Below are 23,583 nucleotides of genomic sequence, written 5' to 3'. Positions count from 1 at the left end.
GACGCGCGGTCCGGCGGGCCTCGGTGGACTGCGGTATGCACGCCCCTGCCGCGCACCAGCACAGTTCAGACCACGCGCAGGATCGCGTGGCCCATTTCCGCTTCCTGCTGCACCCGAGTCACGTCCCCATCCGCCCAGTCGTGGGGGTGCCCTGCGCCTACGACGTGAAGGCAAAGGTCAAGACCTACGGGACAATGGTAGGCAATGACAGAGTTGCGCTGGTCGATGGGTGTGCACTACCGCGCGTTCGTCGCGCCCTCAATACCCCGTCTTGATGTCTTGGCATCTGTGGACCGCAAAGAAGGGGATCGCCTATTTCAGATTGGTGCGTTGCGGCCAGCGACTTTCGTGAACCTTCGGCCCGAAGGCCAGGTGGTCGCTATCGAGCACCTGTTTGGTGACCGCCGTGACCTCATACAGCTGCGGCAACTGCACCAAGACGTCAAGCGCGAAGACATCACAGTCACGGTGCTAAGCGTTGACCGTTGTCGCTTGGTTTTCGACGACCAGCACGCCCTTCTTGAATTTGATTTCGTTGACGGTCCAGGGACTCATAACCATGTAGTGCGTTTGTCCAACAACGGCGTTTCAGTCTGCTTTGACGGTCAGTCACGGTGGTCGGGCATTCTGTTCACAGATGTGGTTTTTGACGACACGCTCACAGCCATCGAGGCGTGGAGTCGAGAACATCATGTCTCAGAGGAATAGGGTTCCCTCCACTCTTTGCCTACACGCCATAGAGCACGCCGTGCTCCGCAGACACAGCGCCGCGCCGCCAGCGCTGGTCGGCCGTGACGTCCTCGGCCCCCAACGTGGTGGGATTGGTCGACCGTGTGAGCCCACTCCGGGGCCACTCCTCTTGAGCTTTCATTAGAATCCACAGAGTGGTCGCCGCCGAGAGGATGCATCCACTACCATGACGCATGCCCCGCCGGCCGAGCCCGCCGAACCTCCGTGTCGTGGTATACGGCGTTCTGGCGGTCGTTGGCGGGGTCGGCATGACGTCGAATATGATGCTCACCCGGGAAACGAAACGGATCCAGCAGGAGGTGGCGCTGTCGACCGCGATCAGTCACCAGGCGCTGCTGGTCGAACAGATGGCCCGGCAGGCGTGGCATCTCAGCGCGGCTGACGCGCCGGACGTCCAGCGTGCGGCGCGCGCCGCGCTTCAGCGCAGCGTGACGGACCTCAGTGGCAGCCGCCAGAGCGCCGCAGGGCTCCTGGCTCGACTGGCCCGCAGCGGGAACGCGGCGGACATCAATTCCAACCTGTCTGCGCAGTTACACACGTACCAGACGGTCGCCTCGCAGTTGACCCGCACGGCGGACGGACCAGCGGCAGAACGGGCGGCCAGCGCCCGCTGGATGGACCAGCAGGCGTCCGGTGGGCTCGCGGCGGCGCTCCAGGAAACCCAGCGCGCCGTAGAGCGCAGCAGCGCCTCCCGCTCCCGCAGGCTCGCCACGTTCACGTGGTACCGGCCCGTGATCGTCCTGTCCCTGCTGGTGTTCCTGACCCTGCTGGTGTTCCGACCCCTGGAGAAGCGGATCCAGCGGGTCCAGGATGAACTCGTTCAGGAACGCGATTTTGCCCTGCAGGTCATGACGACCGTGGGCCAGGGCCTGTCGGTCACGGACACCCAGGGCCGCTTTGAGTATGTCAATCCGGCCTACGCGCGCCTGCTGAACGACACGCCGGACAACCTGCTGGGCCGGACCCCCTTCGACGTGACGTTCGAGGGGGATCACGACCGTCTCAGATCGGTGCGGGCGCAGCGTCAGGAGGGAGAAACGAGCACCTACGAGACCCGGTTGAAACGCGCCGATGGCCGCGCCGTGCCCGTGCTGATCACCGGATCGCCCCGCCTGAGCGGCACCCAGTGGGCCGGCACGATTGCCGCCATCACGGACCTGTCGGCACACAAGGAGACGGAGCAGGCCATCCGGATTCTGGCGGCGCTCTCGCATAGCCTGGAGCTGGAGCGGACGCCGGACGGGGTGACGGAGCGGGCCCTGCAGGTGCTCTCGGAAGCGATTGATCTCGCCTGGCTGGTGCTGTACGTCCGGGACGGGTCCACGTTCCGCCCGACCCTCACGTCCGGTGCGGTGCCGCCAGAGATCTGGGCGCAGCTCAGCAGGGGCGTGCCGCAGGGAGAAGGGCGCATCTGGGACACGTTGAACGGTCAGGCGGTGTACATGGACGAGTCCGCCCGGCCGGACTACGCCGCGCTGGGCGTGGGCAGCGTGGCCCTCATTCCCCTGCTGCGCTCCACCGGTGACGTTACGCAGGTGCTGTGCGCGTTCCACGGCAGCCGGGCGCAGGGGTGGACTGAGCGCGAACAGGTCCTGCTGGACACCGCCGCGCGGTCCATCAGCGCCGCACTCGAACGGGCCGAACTGCATCAGGAGGCGCAGAACAACGCCGCGTACGCCGAGACGCTCCTGGCCGTTTCGCCCTGGCCGAGAGTGCCGTCGGTCCCCTCGACATCGCGCTGCAGACCTTACAGCTCCTGGCCCCGACCCTGGAACTGAGTCAGGGCAGCGTGCTGCTGCTGCGCGGGGAGGGCGTCGAGGCAGTGACCGCCTGGGACCGCACGGCGCTTCTCGAGCAGCTGCGTCGGCAGCTGAGCCCGGCGGATCAGGAGCTGCTGCTGGCCGGCGTACGCCGCACGGCTGGGGAAGGAGCGCGGTACGTGCCGGACTACGCGCAGGAGCCGGACGCCATTGCGGCCCTGGTGGAGGCGGGCCTCCGCAGCGTCGCGTGGATCCCGGTGGCCACGCTGCGCGGCACGCAGTACCTGTTCGTCATCACCCGCTTCGGCGGACTGCGGGGGTGGCCGCCGCGGGATCAGGCGCTGATCGGCGCGGCCGCCCGCACCGTCCGGGTGGCGTTTGAACGGCAGGAGTCCCTGCGCCAGCTTGAACAGGTGGCCCTGACCGACCCCCTCACCGGGCTCGGGAACCGCCGCGCGATGGACCGTGCGCTGCACGCGTGGACCACCGCAGCCGATCACGCCTTCGCCGTGCTGATGATGGACCTGGACGGGCTGAAGGAGGTGAATGACGCCCTCGGTCACGACTGGGGTGACCGGCTGCTGCGCGAATTCGGACACGAACTCCGCGCGCGCGTCCGTTCGGATGACCTGGTGTTCCGGCCCAGTGGCGATGAATTCGTGGTGCTGCTGCCGGAGGTTCAACCGGCGCAGACCCCTGAGATTCTGGCGTGGGTGCAGGACGCCGCGGCGCGGGTGCGGCGCCACCCGGAACTGCGGGCGTGCGGCGCGAGTGCCGGACTGGCCTTCAGTCACGAGAGCCAGTCACCGTCGGTGCTGCTGAACTTGGCGGATGAGCGCATGTACCACGACAAGCGCGACCGCAAACCGAAACGGACGTGAGGGGAGGGGGAGGGTGCCGGGTCGGCTGAGGCGCACCTCCCCTGCTGCCGGTGCAGGCGGCCAGAACGCGCGTCCTACCCTGCACGCTGGTCGGGCCACCGCGCCTCCGAACGAAACCGCTACATCACCTGCCGTTTAGAAATGCTGTGCCTGATCAGGTGGGCGCTGAGGGCCCCTGTCGTCCCGGCCGCAGGCCCGCAGGGTCCGGTTCTCGGTATTCAGACGTCCGGTCAGTTGCCATTGTCCCGCTTGCCGCTGCGGCGATAGAGTGAGCCATGATGACCCACGGTGGAGCGCTGCGTGGCCTGCACCGCGGGAGCGCGCCAGTGACCGTGGCCACCGCACTAACGCGCAGCCTCACCTGGACCCGCCGGCCTGCGGCAGTCTGCCCGCCCTGCTCCCGGTGCGGTGGCCGTTCCGTTCCGTCCGGGCCGCGGGGCGCAGGACCGGCGCCGCGCATCACAGGCGGCCTCACGCCGACGGCACGGACCTGGCAGGATGCCCAGCACGTCCGGTCCTGACCTGCAGGCACCGGGCGCGGGCCGCGGAGTCCTGCTGGGCCTGCTCCTGGCCATCACGGGTGTGCATGTGCTCTGGACGCTGCTGGGCGCGCCGCCGGAAGGCTGGCGGGAGCGCGCCGCGCCGCTCTTCTACTGGCCCGTGTACGCCCTGGCAGCCGTCATCGTGTGGCAGCGCGCCCGGCGGAGTGCCCCTGACCTGGCGTGGTTCTGGACCTGGATGGCGCTGGGCCTGGGTGCCTGGGGGGCCGGTCAGGTGACGTTCACGGTCCTCGCGGCGCTGGGTGTCCGGGGCTTTCCCCACCCGGCGGCCTACCTCTATCTCGCCGCACCCCTGAGTTTCGCGCTGGGTCTGCGCCACCTCCTGCGGACGTCTGCGCCTCCGGACCGTCCGGCCCGGGTGGGACTGGACACGGCGCTGATGACGCTGATGGTCGGGCACCTGCTGTGGACGCTGACCGGGCAGGCCACCGCGCAGGGTTACGCAGGGCAGCCCGTGGCGCTCATTCTGGCGCTGGCGTTCCCGGCCACCGACCTGCTGCTGGCGGCGCTGCTGACCGCCCTGGCCCTCACGCGGCCCCTGCTGCTGAACGCGGCGCAGCTGCTGCTCCTGATCGGCGCACTCCTCAGCTTCCTGGGCGGTGACGTCCTCTGGGCGGTCCTGCTGTCGACCGGGCAGTACCGGCTGGGGCATCCCCTGGACAGCCTGTGGAGCCTCGCGGCGGCCCTGATCGCCCTGAGCGCCTGTTACAGGCACCCCTGGCCCTGGCTTCAGGCGGCGGCGCAGCGGCGGACCATCCGGGCGCTGAGCCCGCACGCGGCCCTGGCGTTCGTGTACGTGGTGTACGTGATCTTCCGGCTGAGCGTGCACGCGCCGTCCCGCGCGGACGACCTGTGGCTGATCGGCGTGACGGTGCTGTTCGCCGTGCGGCAGCTGCTGGTGCTGCGCGACAACCAGACCTTGCAGCGCCGGCTGCTGCACAGCCAGGCTCATCTGAACGCGGTCATGAACACCATGTCCGAGTCCATCTACCTCAAAGACCGCCAGGGGCGGTATCAGCTGCTCAACCCCGCCGCCCGTCAACTCCTGGGCCCGCAGGCGGCGGGTGTGGGCGCGACCGACGCGGACCTCTTCCCGGCGGAGGCCCGGCAGATTCAGGCGCTGGATCAGGAGGTCATGCGGACGCTCGAGCCGGTGACGGTCGAGACGCGCTCTCCCTCGCAGACCCGCGTCCTGATGACCACCAAACATCCGTTCGTGGTTGACGGCGAGCTGCTCGGCGTCCTGGGCGTCAGCCGGGACGTCACGCTCGCGCGCGAACTGGAGCAGGAACTGGAACGGCAGGTGCGGCGCACCAGCAGCATCCTGGAGAGTCTGCCGAGTGCCTTCGTCGCGCTGGACCACGACGGGCGCCTCACGTACATCAATCCGGTGGCGGCCTCACTCCTCCAGCGCCGGCCGGGTGACCTGATCGGGCAGTCCGTCTGGGACGTCCTGCGGCGCCAGGTGGACCCCGACACCGCCGACTACCTGAGGCGGACCCTGGAACGCGGCACGCCTCAGTTCGAGGTGTACTCCCCGGTGACGCGCCGCTGGTACGACCTCTCGGCCGCGCCCACCGAGGACGGTCTGGCCGTCTCGTTCACGGAGATCACGGCCCGCAAGGCCACCGAGGAGTCCCTGCGCCTCGCCAACGACGACCTGGAGCGGCGGGTCAAGGCGCGCACGGCGGAACTCGAACACCTGGCGTACCGGGACGTGCTGACCGGTCTGCCCAGCCGCCGGGCGTTCGAGGAGACCTTCGAGGCCGCCGTGGCCGAGGGCCGCGCCTTCCAGCTGCTGGTGCTGGACCTCGATGACCTCAAGGTTGTCAATGATCAGGCCGGGCACGCGCAGGGTGACCAGCTGCTGCGCTGTTTCGGCCGGGCACTGACGGACACGTTCGGGCCGACCGGGCAGGTGTTCCGGCAGGGAGGCGACGAGTTCACCGTACTCGTCACCTCGGAGCTCCTGAGCACCGACGAGCTGCTCAGCCACCGCGAGCAACTCCGGCAGTTCATGGACCGTCAGGGCTTCCCGGCCGTGCGGGCGTCCACGGGCGCGGCGTCGTTCCCGCAGGACGCCCGGTCACCCAACGACCTGTTCCGGCTGGCCGATCAGCGGATGCTGCGGGACAAAGCCGCCATCCGGACGGTGCGGGGCCTCAGGGGCGAGCGGCTCCTGCTGCGCGACTCGCCTCTCACCGCTGAGATGGTCTGGCAGGCGCTGCGCGCGACGTCGTCGCTGATCTCCAGTGACGGCGCGCTGGACGCCGAAGGCTGGCAGGCCTTCTTGCAGGCGGCCGTCACGGCCGTCCCCAGCGCGGAGGCCGGATCCCTGTTCGTTCTGGAGGGCTCGCGGTTCGTCCTGCGCGCCCAGGTCGGGTACTCCGAGACGCTGCTGGGCACCTCGCACTCTCTGGAGAACATGCGCCGCTGGACGGACGCTGAGCGGACCTGGCCGGCCGGGCAGGCGCGGGTCGTGCGGGGCGCGGCCGACGTGCGCCGCGTGACGCACCTGCCCGCAGAATGGAGTGAACGCGAGGCGCCGTGGCTGGCGGGCCAGCACCAGCAGGACCTCGCCCACCTGCAGGCGAACGTGTGCGTGCCGGTACTCGTTGCCGGCGCGGTCGTCGCGGTGATTAACCTGGACAACCTCCGCTCCGAGCAGGCGTTCGACGCGTTCGAACTCGACATCGCGGAGGAGTTCGGCCGGCAGGCGGCCGCCATCCTGACCATGCGGGACCGGCGCGCCCGCGCAGCGGACCGGACGCGGGAACTCGAAGTGCTGGCGCACGCCAGCGCCGCACTCAGCCTCGTGCTCGACCCGCACGACCTGGAACGCACGCTGATCAACGAGACCCTGGCGCTCTTCCGGACCGAGCACGCCGCCTTCGCCCGGTACGATCCGCAGACGCACGCGGCCCACCTGGACGCCAGTGCCGGTCTGTTCGGCAGCGCGGCCCACCAGACCGTGCCAGCGGGCGAGGGCCTGATCTGGCAGGCCCTGCACACCGGTCAGGTACAGCGCACCGAGCGGCTGACGGACGATGCGTGGCTGCGCCGCGCCGGCACCTCAGCCGACGGCAGCGTGATGGCCGCGCCGCTCATCAGCCTCTCGAACCGGCCGGTGGGCGCCCTGCTGGTGGCGCGTTCGGCCGCGCAGTCGTTCAGCCCGCTGGACGCCAGCCTGCTCGGCGCGCTGGCGTCGGCCGGCGTGATCGCCTTCGAGCGGCTGCGCGTGATCACCGAAGAGCAGAAGCGGGCCGAGGCGCTGCGGGCACTGGCCGACCTCGCCTCACAGGTCGGCCTGGCCGCCGATGTGGACACGGTCGCGCGCGAGTGCCTGACCCTGAGCCGGTCGGTCCTGCAGGCCGACCTGGCCGTCTTCCTGTGCCCGGACCGGGACGTGGAGGTCGTCGTGGACGCGGCCACCGGATCAGCCGAGACGCCGCCCCGCGAACTGGCCCTCGCGGCCCTGCGCCACGCTTCCGGCGGTGCAGAACGCGCCAGCAGCTCGGGGCTCACCTCTGGCCTGCCCCCCGCCCTGCTGGCGGCCGGCGTGAACGCCCTGATCGAGGCGCCCGTCCATGAACGTGGTCGCCCGGCCGGGCGCCTCGCGCTGCTGTGGTTCACGCCGCCCGAAACGACAGGGCGCATGGCTGAAGCGCTGCTGAACCGGTCAGCGGAACTGATCGGTCAGGTGCTCGACCGCCGCGCACACCTCGCGGACCTGGAGGCCACGCGGGAAGGAGCGCTGCTGGCGCTGGGGCTCTCGCTGGAACTGCGGGATTTCGAAACGGCCGGGCACACGGAACGCGTCGTGGCCCTCGCCCTGCGGATCGGCGAAGCCCTGGGCCTGAGTCCCGAGCAGCGCGAAGACCTCCGCCTGGGCGCGTACCTGCATGACATCGGCAAGCTCGGCATTCCCGACGCCATCCTGCTCAAACCCGGGCGGCTGGACCCGGCCGAGTGGCACCTGATGCAGCGGCACGCGGAATTTGGTGATGAGCTCGTGCGCCGGATCCCGACCGTCCCCTCCGCTGCGCGGGCCGTGGTCCGCCACCACCACGAACGCTGGGACGGGACCGGATACCCGGACCGCCTCGCCGGGACGGCCATCCCGCTGGGCGCACGCATCTTCAGCGTGGCCGACGTCTACGACGCCCTGACCAGCGACCGGCCCTACAAGCCCGCCTGGTCCGCCCTGGAAGCCGTGACGGAACTACGGGACCAGGCCGGGCGGCAATTCGACCCGGACGTCGTGAGCACCGCCCTGCGCGTCCTGTCCAGCACAGCCGAGCCGGAGCCGGACACCTGAGCGGAGCTGCGCCTCAGGGTGACACCGGCCGCTGGTGGGCACGCGCGAGTCACGCGCGCCAGCACGGCAGGCCTGGAAGGTCACGCCGGCCCCTCCGCCGCCCGGTCGGACTGGTTCATGACGTGGCCTGTCAGGCTTCCGTGAGGCCCCATGCACTCTGATGAGTGGACTCGGGAGGCCTTTCCCCCGGATCCCTCAGGACGGCTGTCATGCTGGAACTCCCGCTCAATCCTCTTCCCGTTCTGGCAGCCAGCGTCAGCGTGACCGTGCTGGTCGTGGCCCTCGCGACCCTCCTGATCGCCTGGTGGCGGCCGTCGTACCCGGGCTGGCGCGGCTGGGCCGCCGGGCACACCCTGATGGTGCTGGGCATGCTGATCGGCTCGTACCGTCCGCCCGACCTTGAGCGCGCGTCCATCCTGGCGGGCAACGGGCTGGTCATGGTGGGGGCCGCGCTGTTCGTCGGCGCGTATTACCGCTTTGCAGCCCAGTCCGTGCCCCGCCCTCTGCTCCTCCTGCACCGAGCGAGCGTCCCGCTGCTGCTCGGCGCGCTGTACTGGTTCACGGCCGCGCACGACAACATCACCGTACGCTTCCTGCTGGTCAGCACCTACCTCACGCTATGCCTGGCGGCGCTCCTGACGCTGATCGCGCAGCAGATGCGGCGCGAACCGCTCCTGCGCGGCAGCTACGCCCTGCAACTCTGGCTGTTCGCGCTGGTCTTCCTGCTGACGCTGCCCCGGAGCCTCACGCTCGGGCCTGGCACCCGCCCGGACCTCACGTACGCGTTCACGCTCCCCAACGTCCTGATGTTCACCGCCGTGCTGGTCCTCTCGGTGGGCGGGGCGTTCACGTTCTGGCTGCTGCACGACGACCGGCGCCGGGTGGACATGCAGGCCCTGCAAGATGACCTGGCGGACCTCGCCTTCCGGGACGCCCTGACCGGCGTGCTCAACCGGCGCGGATTGGAAGGCGCGTACGGCCGCTGGCGGGGCCGCCTGGACAGTCGCGCCGCCACGCTGATCGTGCTTGACGTCGACCGGTTCAAGGAACTCAACGACCAGCACGGGCACGTCGCGGGGGACATGCATCTCGCCGCCCTGGGCCGCCTGCTGGGTCAGGTGGCCGGCCCGGACGACCTCGCCGGCCGGATCGGAGGAGACGAATTCGCCATGCTCCTCACGGGCGCGCCGCAGACCATCGAGGGGCAGTTGGCACACCTCACGAAGACGCTGAGCCCGGTCAGCGGCCCGCTCGGATTCAGTGCCAGTGTCGGCTGGACGACCGTGGCGCCGCTGGAAGCGTGGCCGGACGCGCTGGCCCGGGCAGATGAAGCCATGTACGCCCGCAAAGCAGGGCGCCCCGCGACGATCAAATTCACACCACGCGCCGCCCCCTGACGGGAACTGTCTCCCGCAGATGCGGGAACGGCCCTGATGTGAACTGCACGGAGCATGTGACTGTGCTGCCAGCGCCCCGCTCCGGTTGCATCCGCCAGCAGCGGCTGGGTCTGGTCGGGACAGCCGATCTGGTCCAGATGGTCACGGTCAGGAGCCAGATCACCCTACCCAGGAGGCATGGGACCAGCCCCGAACCTCCAGCGCGGTCCGGGGTGAACAAGGCGGCCTGGTGGGCGTTTGGGGCTGATTGAACCGCGAATTCAGGCGACGCCGGTCGTGGGCTTCAGGTCTGCCTGATGCGTTGCCCCGCAGGCGCGGCTGACGGGCGCTTGACCGGTGATTTCCGGTCAGGCCCGGTTGGCCTGACCAGCGCCGCTTCAGGTGAGCTGGGGTTCCCCGCTGGGCTGGAAGTCTCGCGGCAGATCGTACAGTGCGGTGAATTTGTCGGTGAGGTAGGTCAGGTAGGGGGCTTCGTTCAGGCCCTCGCCGGTGACCCGCACGAGCAGTTCGTGGGGCGTGAAGGTGCGGCCGTGGCGGTAGATCTGCTCAGTCAGCCACGCGTGGAGGGACGCGTAATCCCCCGCGGCCAGGTCGGCGTCGAGGTCCGGCAGGGCGGCCTGCGCCGCCTGGTAGAACTGCGCGGCCATGACGTTACCGACCGTATAGGTGGGGAACGAGCCGAAGTACCCGGTGGACCAGTGGATGTCCTGCAGCACGCCGCGCGCGTCGTCGGGCACGTCGAGGCCCAGGTCGGTCTTCATGCGGGCGTTCCAGGCGTCCGGGAGGTCACGGACGCTGAGGTCGCCGCTGATGAGCTGCGTTTCGAGGTGGACGCGCAGCATGATATGCAGGTCATAGGTGAGTTCGTCGGCTTCCACGCGGATGAGCGTGGGGCGCACGCGGTTCACGGCGCGGTAGAACTCGTCGGCGGTGACGTCGGCCAGCTGGTCCGGGAAGTGCGCCTGGAGCGCCGGGTAGTGCCTCATCCAGAACGCCTGTGCGCGGCCCACCCGGTTTTCCCACAGCCGCGACTGACTCTCGTGGGTGCCGAAGCTGGCCCCGCCGACCGCGTAGAGGCCGAGCAGGTCACTGGCGAGCGCGGTGCGGGTCAGTTCGGGCGCGACGCCCTGCTCGTACAGGGCGTGCCCGGTCTCGTGCAGGGTGCCGAACAGCGCGCCGGGCAGGAAGGACTCCTGATACCGGGTGGTGATGCGCACGTCCTGCCGGGTGAAGCTGATCTCGAACGGGTGGGCGGATTCGTCGAGGCGGCCGCGGCTGAGGTCATACCCGAAGGCCTGCGCGAGGCCCAGGGAGAAGGCGCGCTGCTCGGCAACCGGGTACGCGCGAGTCAGAAAGTCGCTGCGCGGCTCGGGACGCTGCCGGATGGCGCGCAGCAGCGGCACGTGATGAGCGCGCAGGCGGTCGAACAGCGGCGTGAGCTGCGCGGTGGTCAGGCCGGGCTCGTAGAGGTTCAGCAGCGCGTCGTAGGGGTGGTCCTCGTAGCCCAGGGCGTCGGCGAGGTCGCGGCTGAGCTGCACCATGCGCTCCAGGTAGGGGGCGAAAGCGCTGAAGTCGCTGCGGGCCTTGGCGCTGGCCCACGCGTCCTGCGCCTCGCCCTTCAGGGCCGCCAGGGCGCCCGTGAGCGGGGCGGGCACGCGCCGCAGCGCGGCAGCGGCGGCCAGGGCCTGCCCCGCGGCGCGGTCACCGGGGCGGGCCCGCAGGGCGTCCCGCGCGGCGCGTTCGAATTCGGGCGCGAGCAGTTTCTCCTGCGCCACGCGGCTCAGGGTGGCGGCCTGCTGCGCGCGGGTGACGCTGCCACCCGGGGGCATCTGGGTGCGGGCGTCCCAGTTCAGGAGGTTCAGGACGCACAGCAGGTCGTTGAGTTCAGCGCTGAGGTGCTCGAAGTCAGTCATGCGGGTCTCCGGGGGTGAGGGCGGTTCAGCGGGGCGAAGCGTCGGGGGCGGGGTCAGTTGAGGTGCGCTCGGCGGCGTCCGCGGCGATCAGCGCGTGCGCGCGGGTCAGCGCCGGGGTGATATGGGCCTGCGGGATGACCACGACGCCGTTGTCGTCGGCGGCGATCAGGTCGCCTGGATGGACGGGCTGCCCACCGGGCGCCACGAGCACGTTCACGTCACCCCGGCCGCCCGGCAGGCCCGCGTTGGGGGTGACGGCCGTGCTGAACACCGGAAAGCCCAGGCGGCGCACGGCGTGCACGTCCCGGCAGGCGCCGTCGATCACGGCGCCCGCCACGCCCCGCGCCAGGGCCGCGCGGGTGGTCCGCTCGCCCCAGAAGGCCGAGTGCGTCACGCCGTGCGAGTCAATGACGAGGACGCTCCCGGCGGCTGCGGCGTGGATGGCGTCAAAGACGGCGCTGAGGTCGGTGCCGAAGGTGCGGACCGTGACGGCCGGGCCGAGCAGGCGCGCGCCGGGCCACACGGGCCGGAAGGCGGCGCTCAGGGCGCCCTGGCGGCCGAGCGCGTCGCTGAGGGCGCAGGTGAAGTCGTCCGCTGCCAGCAGGGTCCGCAGGTCGGTCACGGGCGGTCCAGGGCCGCGAGCGCCGCGAAGTAGTGCGCCCAGGCGCGCTGCCCCTCGTACAGGCGGGGCACGCGGAAGAACTCGTTGGGCGCGTGGATGTCCTCGTCCCCCACCGCGAAACTGAAGAACACGGTGTCGAGCCCGAGGTCCTCCTTGAAGGTCTCCAGGACTGGCACGCTGCCGCCCATGCCGACGTCGACGGGCGCGCGGCCGTACTCGGCCTCCAGGACCGCGCGGGCCACGCGGTACCCGGGGTGGTCGGCCGGGAGGGCGTACGCGCGGGCGCCGTGGTCACTGCGGCGCACCTCGAGGGTCACGCCGGGCGGGGTGTGGCGGCGCAGGTGCGCCTCGATCCGGTCGCCGGTCGGCCCGGGTTCCTGGCCGGGCACGAGCCGGACGGTGAGTTTGGCGTGCGCCTCGGATGGCAGGACGGTCTTGCTGCCCTCACCGGTGTAGCCGCCCCAGAGGCCGTTCAGGTCCAGGCTGGGGCGGTCCCACTGGCGTTCCAGGGTGCTGTACCCGGCCTCGCCGTGCGGGGCGGGCGCGCCGGTCTGTTCGAGGTATGCCTCGTCCGTGAACGGCAGGGCCTGCACGGCGGCGCGGTCGGCGCCGGAGCGGTCCTGCACGCCGTCGTAGAAGCCCTCGACCGCCACCCGGCCGTCCGGGCCGTGCAGGCTGGCCACGAGCGCGGCGGCGGCGTGCAGGGGGTTGTGCAGGCTCCCGCCGTGCCGGCCGGAGTGCAGGTCCTTGGCGGGCCCGCGCACCGTGAATTCCAGGGCGGTCAGCCCGCGCGCGCGGACAGTCAGCGAGGGCGTCTCGGCGCTCCACATGCCGCCGTCGGCACTCAGGACGAAGTCCGCCGTGAGCCGCGCGCGCCGCTCGCGGATCAGGGCGGGCAGGTGGGCGCTGCCGACCTCCTCCTCGCCTTCGAAGAGGAACTTGACGTTGACGGGTAGGCGCCCGGCGGCGCTGAGGTACGCGTCAGCGACTTGCACGGCGATCAGCAGGGGGCCCTTGTCGTCACTGACGCCCCGGCCGTAGACCCGCCCCTCCCGCACGGTGGGCGTGAAGGGCGGGCTGTGCCAACGGTCGAGCGGATCGGGCGGCTGCACGTCGTAGTGCCCGTAGATCAGGATGGTCGGCGCGCCGGGCGCGTGCAGCCACTCGGCGTACACGGCGGGGTGCCCGGCAGTCGGCCACTGCTCGACCACCTCCAGACCGGCCTGCCGCAGGCGCCCGCTGAGCCAGTCGGCGGCGCGCTGCATGTCCGGGGCGTGCGTCGCCTGGGCGCTGACACTCGGGATGGCCGCGAAGGCCAGCAGGTCGTCCAGGGACGCCCCGGCGCGCTGCATAAGCAGGTCGAGCACGGCCTCCGGCGCGGCCCGGCCGGGATGCGGGGCCGTCACCGGCCGCCGTCCACGCTGAGCACCTGACCAGTGATCCACCCGGCCTGCTCGGACGCGAAGAACTGCACGGCCGCGGCGATGTCCTCGGGCGTACCCAGGCGCCGCAGCGCCAGGCCCTGCACGAGCTTCGCTTGACCGGCCTCTCCGTAGCTCTCCCACTGGCGTTCGGTGGTGGGGTTGCTGCGCACGAAGCCCGGCGCGACGTTGTTCACGGTGATGCCGAACGCGCCCAGTTCATGCGCGAGTTGCCGGGTCAGGCCGATCTGCGCGGCCTTGGCGCTCGCGTACGCCTGGATGCCGGTCAGGCTGACGCCCAGCCCCGCGCCGGAGGAGATGTTCACGATCCGGCCCTGGCCCTGGCGTTTCATGTGCGGCGCGGCCGCCTGCGCGCACAGGAACGCGCCGTCCACGTTCACGGCGAAGATCGCGCGCCAGTCGGCGGGGCTGACCTCCTCCAGCGGGCGGCCCACTTGCCCGAGCACCCCCCCGGCGTTGTTCACGAGCACGTCCACCCGGCCGGTGTCGCGCGCGGCCCCGGCCATGAGGGCCTGCGTGGCGGCCGGGTCAGTGACGTCCACGCGGCGGACCTGCACAGGCGTCCCGGCCTCCGCCGCGAGGCGCGCGGTGACTTCCAGGCCCTCGTCCTGCACGTCGCAGGCGTACACCTGCGCGCCGTCCCGCGCGAAGGCGTGCGCGATGGCGCGGCCGAAGCCGTGCGCGGCGCCCGTGACGATCACGGTCTGCCCGTCGAAGCGGAGGTTCACGCCGTCACCCCGGGCAGCTGGGCCCGCAGGTCGTCCAGGTTCTCCCGGCTCAGGGGCCGGCGGCCATCCTCGATCTCGTGGATGAGCGCCACCAGCCGCGTGCAGATCGGGGTGGGGACGCCGTGCTCGGCGCCGAACTGCACCACCCAGCCCAGCTGCGCGTCCACCTCGGTGCGGCGCTTGCGCACCGCGAGGTCGCGCCAGATGCCGCTGTGGGTCTTGGCGCTGCGGCGGTTGAAGGCCACGAGATCATCCAAGCTGGCGTGCGCCTCGGCGTCGCTCGCGCCGGGCCGGAAGGCCTGCGGATCGAAGCCGTTGAACGCCTCGGGCGTCACGCCGTGCGCGGCGGTCACGCGCAGGACCTCGCGGCCCAGTTCGGTGTACAGGGCGCGGTCCTCCGGTCGGGCCAGGGCGTCGGCGATGCTGTCGTTCGTGACGGCGGTGGCGAACAGCAGCGCGCCGTACGCGAGCTTGCCCCACAGGTAGCCCATCACGTTGCGGCTGAGGATCGCGTCTTCGTCGAAGGTGCGCAGCAGGGCGTGCAGCGCCTGGACGCGGTCCGTCAGGGCGCCGCTCTGCTCGCCGATCACGACGGCGCCGCGCCCGCCGTAGTGGACTACGCCCGGCTCGAGGTAGTCGGCGCCGAAGTTCACGAAGCTGCCCAGCACCCGCTCCTCGCCCAGCACGCCGTTCAGGATCAGGGGGTTGAGGCCGTTCTGCACGGAGACGACCGCGCCGCCTGGACTCAGGTGCGGGGCGAGCTGCGCCCCAGCGGCGGCCGTGTCCTGCGCCTTGGTGCACAGCAGGACCGTGTCCCAGGTGCCGCTCAGGGTGTCCGGCGTGAAGGCCGGGGCGTCCACGGTGAAGTCCCCGAAGGGCCCGGTGACGGTCAGGCCGCGGTCCGTGATGGCCTGTACGTGATCTGGGGCGCGGTCCACGAAGGTCACGTCGTGCCCGGCGCGGCGCAGGTACGCGCCGATGGTGCCGCCGATCGCGCCCGCACCCCAGACGAGCACGCGCTGCGCGCCCGTCACAGGCTCCACCCGCCGGTCAGCAGGGCGCGGGTTTCCTGCACGGCCACGTCCCAGATGGCCTGCATGTCCGTGTCGGGCCGCTGGAAACGCCCACCGTAGTTGCCCTCCCCCAGGTAATCCCGCAGTTCCTGCGGGCCCAGCAGGCGCAGGACGTTCAGGTCCACGGCCGCCTTTTCCTCGTCGGGCACGGTGACGCCCTCCAGGCGCGTCCAGGGGAAGTTCTCCATCCAGGAGCCGTGGCTGGCGTTGGGGTCGGTGGCCTGCACCTGCGCCCAGGTCTGCGGGGCGTTCCACCAGTTGTGGAACTTCACGCGCGCGCCCGGGTGGTCGGCCATCCACTCGCCCGTGAAGCCCTGCGCGGGGCTGTTCCCGCCGTGCCCGTTCACGATCAGGATGCGGCGGAACCCCTGCTCGTGCAGCCCGTCAAGAATGTCGCGCACCACGGACAGGTAGGTGCCCACGCGCAGGCTGACGCTGCCCGGGTACGCGCGGAAGTACGGGGTGATTCCGTAGGGCAGCACCGGGAAGACCGGCACGCCCAGTGGCGCGGCCGCTTCATGGGCGAGGCGTTCGGGGAGGATGTTGTCCACGCACAGGCTCAGGTACGCGTGCTGTTCGGTGCTGCCCAGCGGCAGCACGCAGCGGTCGTCGGTCTGGAGGTACGCGTCAACCTGCATCCAGTTGAGCTGCTCGATCGGGGTCATAACGGTCCGTCCTTGCGCCGGGCCTGCGCGGCAGGCACCACCAGGCGCTCGATGTCGTGAGGGTCGATGATGTGGCGGTACTCGAGCATGGGTTTGTGCGCCGCGAGGCTGCGCACGACCTCCGAGCCTGTGGCGTACACGACGACGTCGCAGTGGTCGAGGGTGGCCTGCAGGTTCTCGGCCTGGATGTGCGTGGCCCGTAGCGCCTGCACGTGCGGCGCGAAGCGCTTGACGCCGCTGAGGAAGGTCGGGAGGAATTCCTCGAAGGTCGCCACGACCGCCAGGGTCGTCAGGGGGCTCAGGGCCGCCAGGGCCGCGCGGGTCGGCTGCGACGGAATGAACCCCACGGGCAGGACGTCCAGGCCGGGCAGCAGCGCCTGGGTTTCAGCGAGGCGGTGCGCGAGGGCCAGCACCACGTCCGCCTGCCGGGCCAGCGTCAGGCCCTGCCCCTGGCGGAGTTCACTCAGGGTGATGGTCTGCACGCGGTCGCCGGGGCGCAGCGCGGCGAGCAGCCCGGCGGCGTAGCTGCTCGTGGCGTCGGCGAACAGGCCGACGAGCAGCACGGTCACGCCGCTGCCCTCGGCGGGGCGGTCGGCCTGCGCGAGCAGCAGGTTCAGCACGCCGCGGACCTGCGCGGCACTGTACCCCTCGCGGTCCGCCTGCACCAGGGCCTCGCCGAGCAGCTGGTGCAGCCGCCCCAGATCCGGCCCGGCCGGCGTGCTGGGCAGTTCGGCCACGAAGGTGCCCCGGCCGCGCGCGGTGACGATCAGGCCCTGCGCGAGCAGGTCCTTGTACACCTGCGCGACCGTCACGTGCGCCACGCCCAGGCCCTGCGAGAGGTCCCGCACGCTGGGCAGGCGCACGCCGCGCGGCAGTTCCCCGCAGGCGATGCCGTACTCGATCTGCCCGCGCAGCTGCGCGCCGAGCGGCACGCCGAGGGTCCGGTCGAGGCTGAACGGCCAGTCCGTGAGGGACGCGTCGGTGGGCGTGGACAGGTCAGTCATCACGCTCATCCTGGCACCGCGATGCCGGGCGTGCTGTAGAGGTGGCAGGCCACCTGCGCGCCCTCCACGTCCAGCAGGGGGGGCCGCTCGGCCGCGCAGCGGTCAAAGGCGTGCGGGCAGCGCGTGCGGAAGGCGCAGCCGCTCGGGACGTTCAGCGGGCTAGGCAGTTCGCCCGTGATGGCGGGCGCGTCCGCGCGGCGCGCCGGGTCGAGCGTGGGGGCCGCGGCGAGCAGCGCCTGCGTGTAGGGGTGTTTCGGCGCGCTGAACAGGTCCTCGGTGGGCGCGACCTCCACCACGCGGCCCAGGTACATCACGGCCACGCGGTGCGACAGGTGCCGCACGAGGCGCAGGTCGTGCGCGACGAACAGCACCGTCAGGCCCAGCCGCTCCTGGAGTTCCAGCAGCAGGTTCACGACCTGCGCCTGCACGCTCACGTCAAGCGCGGAGACGAGTTCGTCGGCGATCAGGCAGTCTGGTTCCAGCGCCAGGGCGCGCGCGATCCCGACCCGCTGACGCTGCCCGCCGCTGAACTCGTGCGGGTAGCGCCCCGCGGCCTGCGGGGGCAGGCCCACCAGCGTGAGCAGTTCCTGGATCCGCGCGTCCTGCTCGGCACTCGGGCGCAGGCGGTGGACGCTGAGCACCTCGCGCAGCATCTGCCCGACGGTCATGCGGGGGTTCAGGCTCGAGTAGGGGTCCTGGAAGATCATCTGCACGCGGCGGTTGTAGCGGCGCAGTTCAGGTCCGCGCAGGCGCAGGACATCAAGGCCCTCGTACTGCACCTCGCCCTGGTCGGCATCCTGGAGCCGCACGAGGCAGCGGGCCAGGGTGGATTTCCCGCAGCCGCTCTCGCCGACGATGCCGAGCGTCTCGCCGCGCTGCACGCTGAGGTTCACGTCACTCAGTGCTTGCACGGCCCGCCTGGGCTCGCCGCGCAGGCGGGCCAACAGGCCCTGCGGCGCGGGGAAGGCCTTGCTCAGGCCGCGCACGTCCATCAGGGGCTTGGCGCTCACGCGCTCACCTCCCCGGTCAGGTGGGGCAGCGCCGCCGCGTGCACGCACGCACTGGCCCGGCCCGGCGCGACCGGCATCAGGGGCGGCTCGTCGCCCAGGCAAGCGCCGGTGGCGTACGCGCAGCGGGGACTGAACGCGCAGCCGGGCGGCAGGGCCAGCAGGTTGGGTGGGCCGCCCGGAATGGGCTGCAGGGGCGCGCGCCGGGCGCCGCTGCCGGGCAGGCTCTGCATCAGGCCCAGCGAGTAGGCGTGCAGCGGCTCGCGGAACAGCGCCCCGACCGGCGCGGTCTCCATCAGTCGCCCGCCGTACATCACCGCGACCCGATCGCAGGTCTGCGCGATCACGCCCAGGTCATGCGTGACCAGGATGACACTCATGTTCAGTTCCTCTCGCAGGCGCAGCAGCAGCCGCAGGATCTGGTCCTGGATGGTCACGTCAAGCGCGGTGGTGGGTTCGTCCGCCAGCAGCAGCCGCGGTTCGGACGCCAGGGCAATGGCGATCATGGCGCGCTGGCGCATGCCGCCCGAGAACTGGTGCGGGTAGTCGTTCAGGCGCGACCGTGGGCTGGGAATACCCGTGAGGTCCAGCAGTTCCGCCGCCCGGTCCAGGGCGGCGCGGCCGCGCAGGCCGCGGTGCGCGCGCAGGTTCTCTAGGATCTGCGTGCCCACGGTCAGCACGGGGTTCAGGGCGGACATGGGTTCCTGGAAGATCATGCCGATCTGCGCGCCGCGCACGGCCTGCCACTGCGCCTCGCTGGCCTGCAGGAGGTTGTGCCCGCCGAACTCGACCGAGCCGCTCACCGTGATGGGACGCCGGTAGAGGCCCATCACGGCGCGCAACGTGACGCTCTTGCCGCTGCCGGACTCGCCGACGAGGCCCAGCACCTCGCCGGGCTGCACGTCGAAGTTCACGCCGCGCACCACGTGCAGCGCGCCGGCCGGGGTGGGGATGCGCACGTTCAGGTCGCGCACCTGCAACAGGGGGGTGGGCGCGCTCACGTGCGGGGCCTCAGGAGGTCCGCCAGGCCGTCCCCGATCAGGCTGAAGGTGACGCCCGCGAGGGTCAGGGCCAGGCCGGGGAAGGTGCTGATCCACCACGCGGTCGCCATGAAGTTCTTCCCGTCGGCGACCATCACGCCCCACTCGGGCGTTGGGGGCTGCGCGCCCAGGCCCAGGTAGCCCAGCGAGGCGCCCAGCAGGATGCCCAGGCTCATGTCGGTCATCAGGTACACGATGGCGGGCGTGACGGCGTTGGGCAGCAGGTGGCGCAGCAGGATGCGCGTGGGGCTGTAGCCCAGCACCCGGCCGGCCTGCGCGTACTCAGCTTTCTTCTGTGTGAGGACCTCGCCGCGGGTGAGGCGCCAGTAGCTGACCCAGCCCACCGCGCTGACCGCGACGTACAGGTTGGTCAGGCCCGGCCCGAGCACGGCCACGATCGCGATGACCAGCACCAGGAACGGGAAGACCACCACGAGGTCCGCCACGCGGCCGACCAGCGCGTCGCTCCAGCGCCCGGCGTACCCGGTGACGGCGCCCAGCAGCGTCCCGAAGATGAACGGGAACAGCGTGGTGAACAGCGCGATCTGCAGGTCGATGCGCGTGCCGTAGATCACGCGGCTGAGCACGTCCCGCCCGAAGTTGTCGGTGCCGAAGGGGTGCTTCGCGGTGGGACCGTGCAGGATGGCGTTGTAGTCGAACTCGGTGGGACTGAACGGTGAAAGCTGCGCCGGGAAGAGCGCCGCGATGAGCAGCAGGGCCAGCAGCCCCAGGCCGATCAGGAGGGTAGGTTTGGGCCAGCGCCGCCGGACACGCGGAGCGGCCGGAGCGGCGGGCGTCAGGGTGGCCGTCACGAGAGCTCCGTGCGCGGGTCGAGGCGGGCGTGAATCAGGTCGGTCATCAGGAACACCAGGGACACGATCACCGCGAACGTCAGGGTCAGGCCCTGAATGACGGGGTAGTCGCGGCCGAAGATCGCGTCGACCATCAGGCGGCCGACGCCGGGAATGGCGAACACCGTCTCGGTGATGACGGCCCCGCCGATCAGGGCGCCAATGTTCAGGCCGAGCAGGGTGACGGTGGGAATCAGGGCGTTGCGCAGCACGTGCCGGGTCATGATCAGGCGCGGCCGCAGGCCCTTGGCGCGCGCGAACTCCACGTACTCGGCCGTGATGACCTCAATGACGCTGTTGCGCAGGGTCCGCACCAGGACGGCCGCGAGGTTCAGCCCGAGCGTCAGGGCCGGCAGGAACAGGTGGTACAGGTGCCCGAGGGTGCCGCTGCCGTACCCGCCGATCGGGAACCAGCCGAGGCGCGCGCCCAGTAGCGTCAGCAGTTGCAGCGCCACGTAGAACACCGGCAGCGAGAGGCCCACCTGGAACACGCCGCGGATCAGGGCGTCCACCCAGGTGTTGCGGCGCACGGCGGCCAGCACCGCCAGCGGCACGGCCAGCAGCAGGCCCAGCGCGGCGGCGTAGACGGTCAGGAACAGCGTGACCGGCAGGCGCTCGCCGATCAGGCGCAGCACCGGCACCTTCAGCGAGATGCTGTCGCCCAGGTTGCCCTGCAGCAGGTTCCAGACGAACAGCGCGAACTGCGTGGGCAGCGGCTGATCGAGGCCCAGCTGCCGGTTGGTGCGCTCCACGATGTCCGCCGTGGCGCGGTCCCCGAGGATCGCGCTGGCGGGATCGCCCGGCAGGAGCCGCACGAGCAGGAACACCACCAGCATGACCGCCAGGAAGGTCGGAATAATCTGAAGCAGACGCTTCAGGACGTAATGGCTGTGCATACCCCTCCCCCTCTCGTCACGTGACGCGCCGCCTCCCGAGTGGCCTGGAGGCGGCGCCCGGCGTCAGAATCCCGGCTTACTTCTCCAGGGACGCGCCCGCGAAGATGTTGTTGCCCAGCGGGATCTGCACGAAGCCGCGCACGTTCTTGGCCAGCGCGACCGGGTAGGGCGTCTCGTACAGGTAGATGATCGGCGCGGCGTTTAGGTAGATGTTCTGAATGGCGCGGTACTGCGAGGCGCGCTTGACGCGGCTGGTCTCCTGCTGGCTCTGCGCGAACAGTTTGTCCACCTCGCTGCTCTTGAAGCCGGTGTGCACGGATTCGATGTTGCTGAACAGCGCGTAGTAGCTCGTGATCTGCGAGGGGTCGTTGATGTCGTTCGTCCAGGCGGCCGTGCGCATCTGGAAGTCGTTGGCGCGGTAGCGGGCGGTCTTGGTGGCCGCGTCGAGCTGCTCGATCTTCAGGCGCACGCCGATCGCGCCCCACATCTGCTGCAGTGCGGTCAGGAGCGCAAGGTCGTCGGCGCTGCCGCTGGTCGCCAGGACCGTCACGTCAAACCCGCTCTTGAATTTCGAGGAGGCCAGCAGCGCCTTGGCCTTGGCGAGGTCGTACGGGTACCCCTTAGCCGACGCGTCGAACAGGGGCGTGGTGGAGGACATGTACGACTTCATTTCCTTGCCCGTGCCGTACGTGACCACCTGGATGAGCGCCTGCTTGTTCGTGGCGTAGTTCAGCGCCTGGCGGACCTTGACGTCACTGAGTGGGTTGACGGTGCCGTCCTTGAGGGTGGGGCGGTTGTTCATCAGGATGCTGTTCACCTTGGTGGAGGGGAACAGCGTCATGTTTAGGCGGGGGTTGCCCCTGAGCTCCGCCACGCGGCTGAGCGGAATGAATTCCGCGCCCTGCAGCTCACCGGCCTGGAGTTTCAGGATGCGGGTGTTGTCGTCCGGGATGATCTCGAAGCGCACGCTGTCGAGGTAGGGCAGCGCCTTGCCGTCCTCGCCCTTCTTCCAGTAGTAGGGGTTGCGCTTGAGGACCATGTACGAGCCGCGCTTCCATTCACTCAGCACGAAGGGGCCCGAGCCGATGGGTTTTTCCGCGAAGGCCTTGGCTTTCTCGGCGTCGTTCTTGCCGGGCGCGGCCGTAAACAGCTTCTGCGGCATGATGGCCGCGTTGAAGGTCGCCAGGGCGGCGGGCAGGGTGGGGTCGGGAGTTTTCAGGTTCAGGGTGACCGTCGAGCCGCTGGCGGTGACGCTGGTGATGCTGGCCAGGGAGCTGCTCCAGGCGCCTGCGTCGGGCTGGCGGGCGCGGTCAAGGGACCACTTCACGTCCTGCGCGGTCAGGGCGCTGCCGTCGGCAAACTTCAGGCCAGAGCGCAGGGTCAGGGTCATGACCTTCCCGTCCTTGGAGACGGTGTAGCGGCTGGCCAGGCCGGGCTGCACGCCCTTGCCGTCGGCGGTGGGTTGCAGCAGGGTGTCGTAGAGGTTCGTGAGGATCCAGATGTCCAGGTTGGCGTCGTTCAGGACGGGATCCAGGAACAGCGAGTCGGCGTAGCGGCCGTACACGAGCTGTCCGCCGCGGGTCACCGCCAGGGCCTGGCCGCACACCAGCGCGGCCGCGAGAGTCAGGGTCACACGGGTCAGTCGCTTCATAGCACTCCCTCCCAGCTGGGCATAACACCCTTTGTTCTTGTTATGGGAAACCATAACACTACAGAGAGGTTGTCACAAGACCCCCAGGGACCAGCACCAGTGATTCGCCCAACTTGGTTCGGAATTGCCTGCATGGGCGTCTCAGCCCCCGGCCCGACCCCGCTCCCCCTTCCCTACCCACCCACGCGGCGCAGACTCCTATGCTGAGTGCATGAACCTCGCGGCTCTCTGTGGCGGCCTGCTCTTCGTCCTGGGCATCGCGGGGGCCGTCTTCTGGGAGTACGGGAGCGGCCACCCCCTGGCCATCTACCGCGCCACCAGCCTCACCGCAGGTGCCGCCAGCCACTTCGAGGTGCAGCTGACACCGGACATGAACCCAGTCCGCGTGGTGTTCACCGGCAGCGACCGGAGGACTGCCCGGGTCCGGCAGACGGGTGACTACACCGTGCAGATCAGCCTCAACGGCACACCCGTGCTGCGGAACTCGGCGCACCTCCGCTTCAAGTCGTCCGGCAGCACGGCTCTGCGCACAGCTGCGGCGAAATCATCCTCGTTGGGCACCTTCAATGTGCCGGCGCCCGGACGGTACGCCGTGGACCTCACGCTGCCTAGTGAGGGAGGCGCGCTGACCACGGCCGCGGCGGTGAAGTTCCGGCGGAACGCCAGTTCACCGCCACCCTGGATGATCCGCGCCTCCTTCGTTGCGGGCGCGCTGGGCCTCCTGAGCCTGATCGCCAGTGGCCTCCTGAGATCCCGACGGACCCCGCCGCGCTGACCCGGGATCACGTTGGTCCCCTCACCGTGACCGAATCTCAGGTCGCAACAGGAGCAACCTGATGACGCGCTCCCTGCCCCCGGCCTGCTGTGCCGGCCCCCCAGCCCCCTCTGTCACGCCGCTCTCCCCCATTCTCTTCCCACTGGTCGAAGGGTTCATCGCTGGCCGACGTGTGACATCAGATCGTCAGTGCTGCACAAACTGAAGCGACCAAGAGGATCTACCGCTTAGACCTCCGGCTCCTGACCCC

General features: G+C 70.5%; 18 protein-coding genes. 6 read left to right on the top strand and 12 right to left on the bottom strand.

Annotated features, from left to right (window positions below; translation table 11 throughout):
• Positions 1-204 precede the first annotated feature (204 nt).
• The 5 genes from IEY63_RS17865 (at position 205) to IEY63_RS17845 (ending at position 9,666) form a co-directional block, all read left to right on the top strand.
• Positions 205-708, top strand: a complete 504-nt coding sequence (locus tag IEY63_RS17865) for a hypothetical protein (RefSeq protein ID WP_189070349.1) — start codon at positions 205-207, stop codon at positions 706-708.
• A gap of 290 nt (positions 709-998) precedes the next feature.
• A complete protein-coding gene (locus IEY63_RS17860) occupies positions 999-2,528 on the top strand; it encodes a PAS domain S-box protein (protein ID WP_189070348.1) in 1,530 nt (509 codons plus the stop codon).
• Positions 2,529-2,539: 11 nt separating this feature from the next.
• Positions 2,540-3,391, top strand: coding sequence for a GGDEF domain-containing protein (locus IEY63_RS17855; RefSeq protein ID WP_189070347.1), 852 nt, complete (start codon positions 2,540-2,542; stop codon positions 3,389-3,391).
• Between the two features lie 498 nt (positions 3,392-3,889).
• Complete coding sequence (locus tag IEY63_RS17850; protein ID WP_189070346.1) at positions 3,890-8,269, top strand: HD domain-containing phosphohydrolase; 4,380 nt, start codon at positions 3,890-3,892, stop codon at positions 8,267-8,269.
• A gap of 209 nt (positions 8,270-8,478) precedes the next feature.
• Entirely contained in the window at positions 8,479-9,666 is a 1,188-nt protein-coding gene (locus tag IEY63_RS17845; protein ID WP_189070345.1) for a GGDEF domain-containing protein, read from the top strand.
• A 377-nt stretch (positions 9,667-10,043) separates the two neighbouring features.
• On the opposite strand, the gene IEY63_RS17840 is transcribed toward IEY63_RS17845, so the two are convergent.
• The 12 genes from IEY63_RS17840 to IEY63_RS17785 form a co-directional block, all read right to left on the bottom strand.
• The gene (locus IEY63_RS17840) at positions 10,044-11,579 is read right to left on the bottom strand and encodes a carboxypeptidase M32 (protein WP_189070344.1); all 1,536 of its coding nucleotides are present in this window, start codon (positions 11,577-11,579) and stop codon (positions 10,044-10,046) included.
• 25 nt (positions 11,580-11,604) lie between these two features.
• A complete protein-coding gene (locus IEY63_RS17835; RefSeq protein ID WP_189070343.1) occupies positions 11,605-12,201 on the bottom strand; it encodes an RraA family protein in 597 nt (198 codons plus the stop codon).
• Entirely contained in the window at positions 12,198-13,568 is a 1,371-nt protein-coding gene (locus tag IEY63_RS17830) for a dipeptidase (RefSeq protein WP_229784799.1), read from the bottom strand. The genes IEY63_RS17835 and IEY63_RS17830 overlap by 4 nt, the downstream gene beginning before the upstream one ends.
• Positions 13,569-13,603: 35 nt before the next feature.
• Complete coding sequence (locus IEY63_RS17825) at positions 13,604-14,371, bottom strand: SDR family NAD(P)-dependent oxidoreductase (RefSeq protein ID WP_189070342.1); 768 nt, start codon at positions 14,369-14,371, stop codon at positions 13,604-13,606.
• A complete protein-coding gene (locus IEY63_RS17820; RefSeq protein WP_189070341.1) occupies positions 14,368-15,405 on the bottom strand; it encodes a ketopantoate reductase family protein in 1,038 nt (345 codons plus the stop codon). Before IEY63_RS17820 ends, IEY63_RS17825 begins: the two co-directional genes overlap by 4 nt.
• Complete coding sequence (locus IEY63_RS17815) at positions 15,402-16,109, bottom strand: creatininase family protein (RefSeq protein WP_189070340.1); 708 nt, start codon at positions 16,107-16,109, stop codon at positions 15,402-15,404. The genes IEY63_RS17820 and IEY63_RS17815 overlap by 4 nt, the downstream gene beginning before the upstream one ends.
• A complete protein-coding gene (locus IEY63_RS17810) occupies positions 16,106-17,113 on the bottom strand; it encodes a GntR family transcriptional regulator (protein ID WP_189070339.1) in 1,008 nt (335 codons plus the stop codon). The genes IEY63_RS17815 and IEY63_RS17810 overlap by 4 nt, the downstream gene beginning before the upstream one ends.
• A gap of 5 nt (positions 17,114-17,118) precedes the next feature.
• Positions 17,119-18,105: an ABC transporter ATP-binding protein gene (locus IEY63_RS17805; protein WP_189070367.1), complete on the bottom strand. Its 987-nt coding sequence runs from the start codon at positions 18,103-18,105 to the stop codon at positions 17,119-17,121.
• Between the two features lie 14 nt (positions 18,106-18,119).
• Positions 18,120-19,121, bottom strand: a complete 1,002-nt coding sequence (locus tag IEY63_RS17800; RefSeq protein ID WP_229784797.1) for an ABC transporter ATP-binding protein — start codon at positions 19,119-19,121, stop codon at positions 18,120-18,122.
• Entirely contained in the window at positions 19,118-19,972 is an 855-nt protein-coding gene (locus tag IEY63_RS17795) for an ABC transporter permease (protein WP_229784796.1), read from the bottom strand. Before IEY63_RS17795 ends, IEY63_RS17800 begins: the two co-directional genes overlap by 4 nt.
• The gene (locus IEY63_RS17790) at positions 19,969-20,907 is read right to left on the bottom strand and encodes an ABC transporter permease (RefSeq protein WP_189070338.1); all 939 of its coding nucleotides are present in this window, start codon (positions 20,905-20,907) and stop codon (positions 19,969-19,971) included. The genes IEY63_RS17795 and IEY63_RS17790 overlap by 4 nt, the downstream gene beginning before the upstream one ends.
• Before the next feature lie 76 nt (positions 20,908-20,983).
• A complete protein-coding gene (locus IEY63_RS17785) occupies positions 20,984-22,558 on the bottom strand; it encodes an ABC transporter substrate-binding protein (protein ID WP_189070337.1) in 1,575 nt (524 codons plus the stop codon).
• A 211-nt stretch (positions 22,559-22,769) separates the two neighbouring features.
• Between IEY63_RS17785 and IEY63_RS17780 the strand changes: the two genes are divergently transcribed.
• The gene (locus IEY63_RS17780) at positions 22,770-23,333 is read left to right on the top strand and encodes a hypothetical protein (protein WP_189070336.1); all 564 of its coding nucleotides are present in this window, start codon (positions 22,770-22,772) and stop codon (positions 23,331-23,333) included.
• Positions 23,334-23,583: the final 250 nt, after the last annotated feature.

The sequence above is a fragment of the Deinococcus radiotolerans genome (assembly GCF_014647435.1).
Lineage (GTDB): Bacteria > Deinococcota > Deinococci > Deinococcales > Deinococcaceae > Deinococcus > Deinococcus radiotolerans.
The sequence above is the reverse complement of the archived record's forward strand: the minus strand, read 5'-3'. Positions and strand labels throughout refer to the sequence as shown.

Excerpts from the sequence above, each read along its gene's own strand:
- IEY63_RS17865 (WP_189070349.1), top strand. The coding sequence starts at position 205 with ATGACAGAGTTGCGCTGGTCGATGGGTGTGCACTACCGCGCGTTCGTC.
- IEY63_RS17860 (WP_189070348.1), top strand. The coding sequence starts at position 999 with ATGACGTCGAATATGATGCTCACCCGGGAAACGAAACGGATCCAGCAG.
- IEY63_RS17850 (WP_189070346.1), top strand. The coding sequence starts at position 3,890 with ATGCCCAGCACGTCCGGTCCTGACCTGCAGGCACCGGGCGCGGGCCGC.
- IEY63_RS17845 (WP_189070345.1), top strand. The coding sequence starts at position 8,479 with ATGCTGGAACTCCCGCTCAATCCTCTTCCCGTTCTGGCAGCCAGCGTC.
- IEY63_RS17840 (WP_189070344.1), bottom strand. The coding sequence starts at position 11,579 with ATGACTGACTTCGAGCACCTCAGCGCTGAACTCAACGACCTGCTGTGC.
- IEY63_RS17815 (WP_189070340.1), bottom strand. The coding sequence starts at position 16,109 with ATGACCCCGATCGAGCAGCTCAACTGGATGCAGGTTGACGCGTACCTC.
- IEY63_RS17810 (WP_189070339.1), bottom strand. The coding sequence starts at position 17,113 with ATGACTGACCTGTCCACGCCCACCGACGCGTCCCTCACGGACTGGCCG.
- IEY63_RS17805 (WP_189070367.1), bottom strand. The coding sequence starts at position 18,105 with ATGGACGTGCGCGGCCTGAGCAAGGCCTTCCCCGCGCCGCAGGGCCTG.
- IEY63_RS17790 (WP_189070338.1), bottom strand. The coding sequence starts at position 20,907 with ATGCACAGCCATTACGTCCTGAAGCGTCTGCTTCAGATTATTCCGACC.
- IEY63_RS17785 (WP_189070337.1), bottom strand. The coding sequence starts at position 22,558 with ATGAAGCGACTGACCCGTGTGACCCTGACTCTCGCGGCCGCGCTGGTG.
- IEY63_RS17780 (WP_189070336.1), top strand. The coding sequence starts at position 22,770 with ATGAACCTCGCGGCTCTCTGTGGCGGCCTGCTCTTCGTCCTGGGCATC.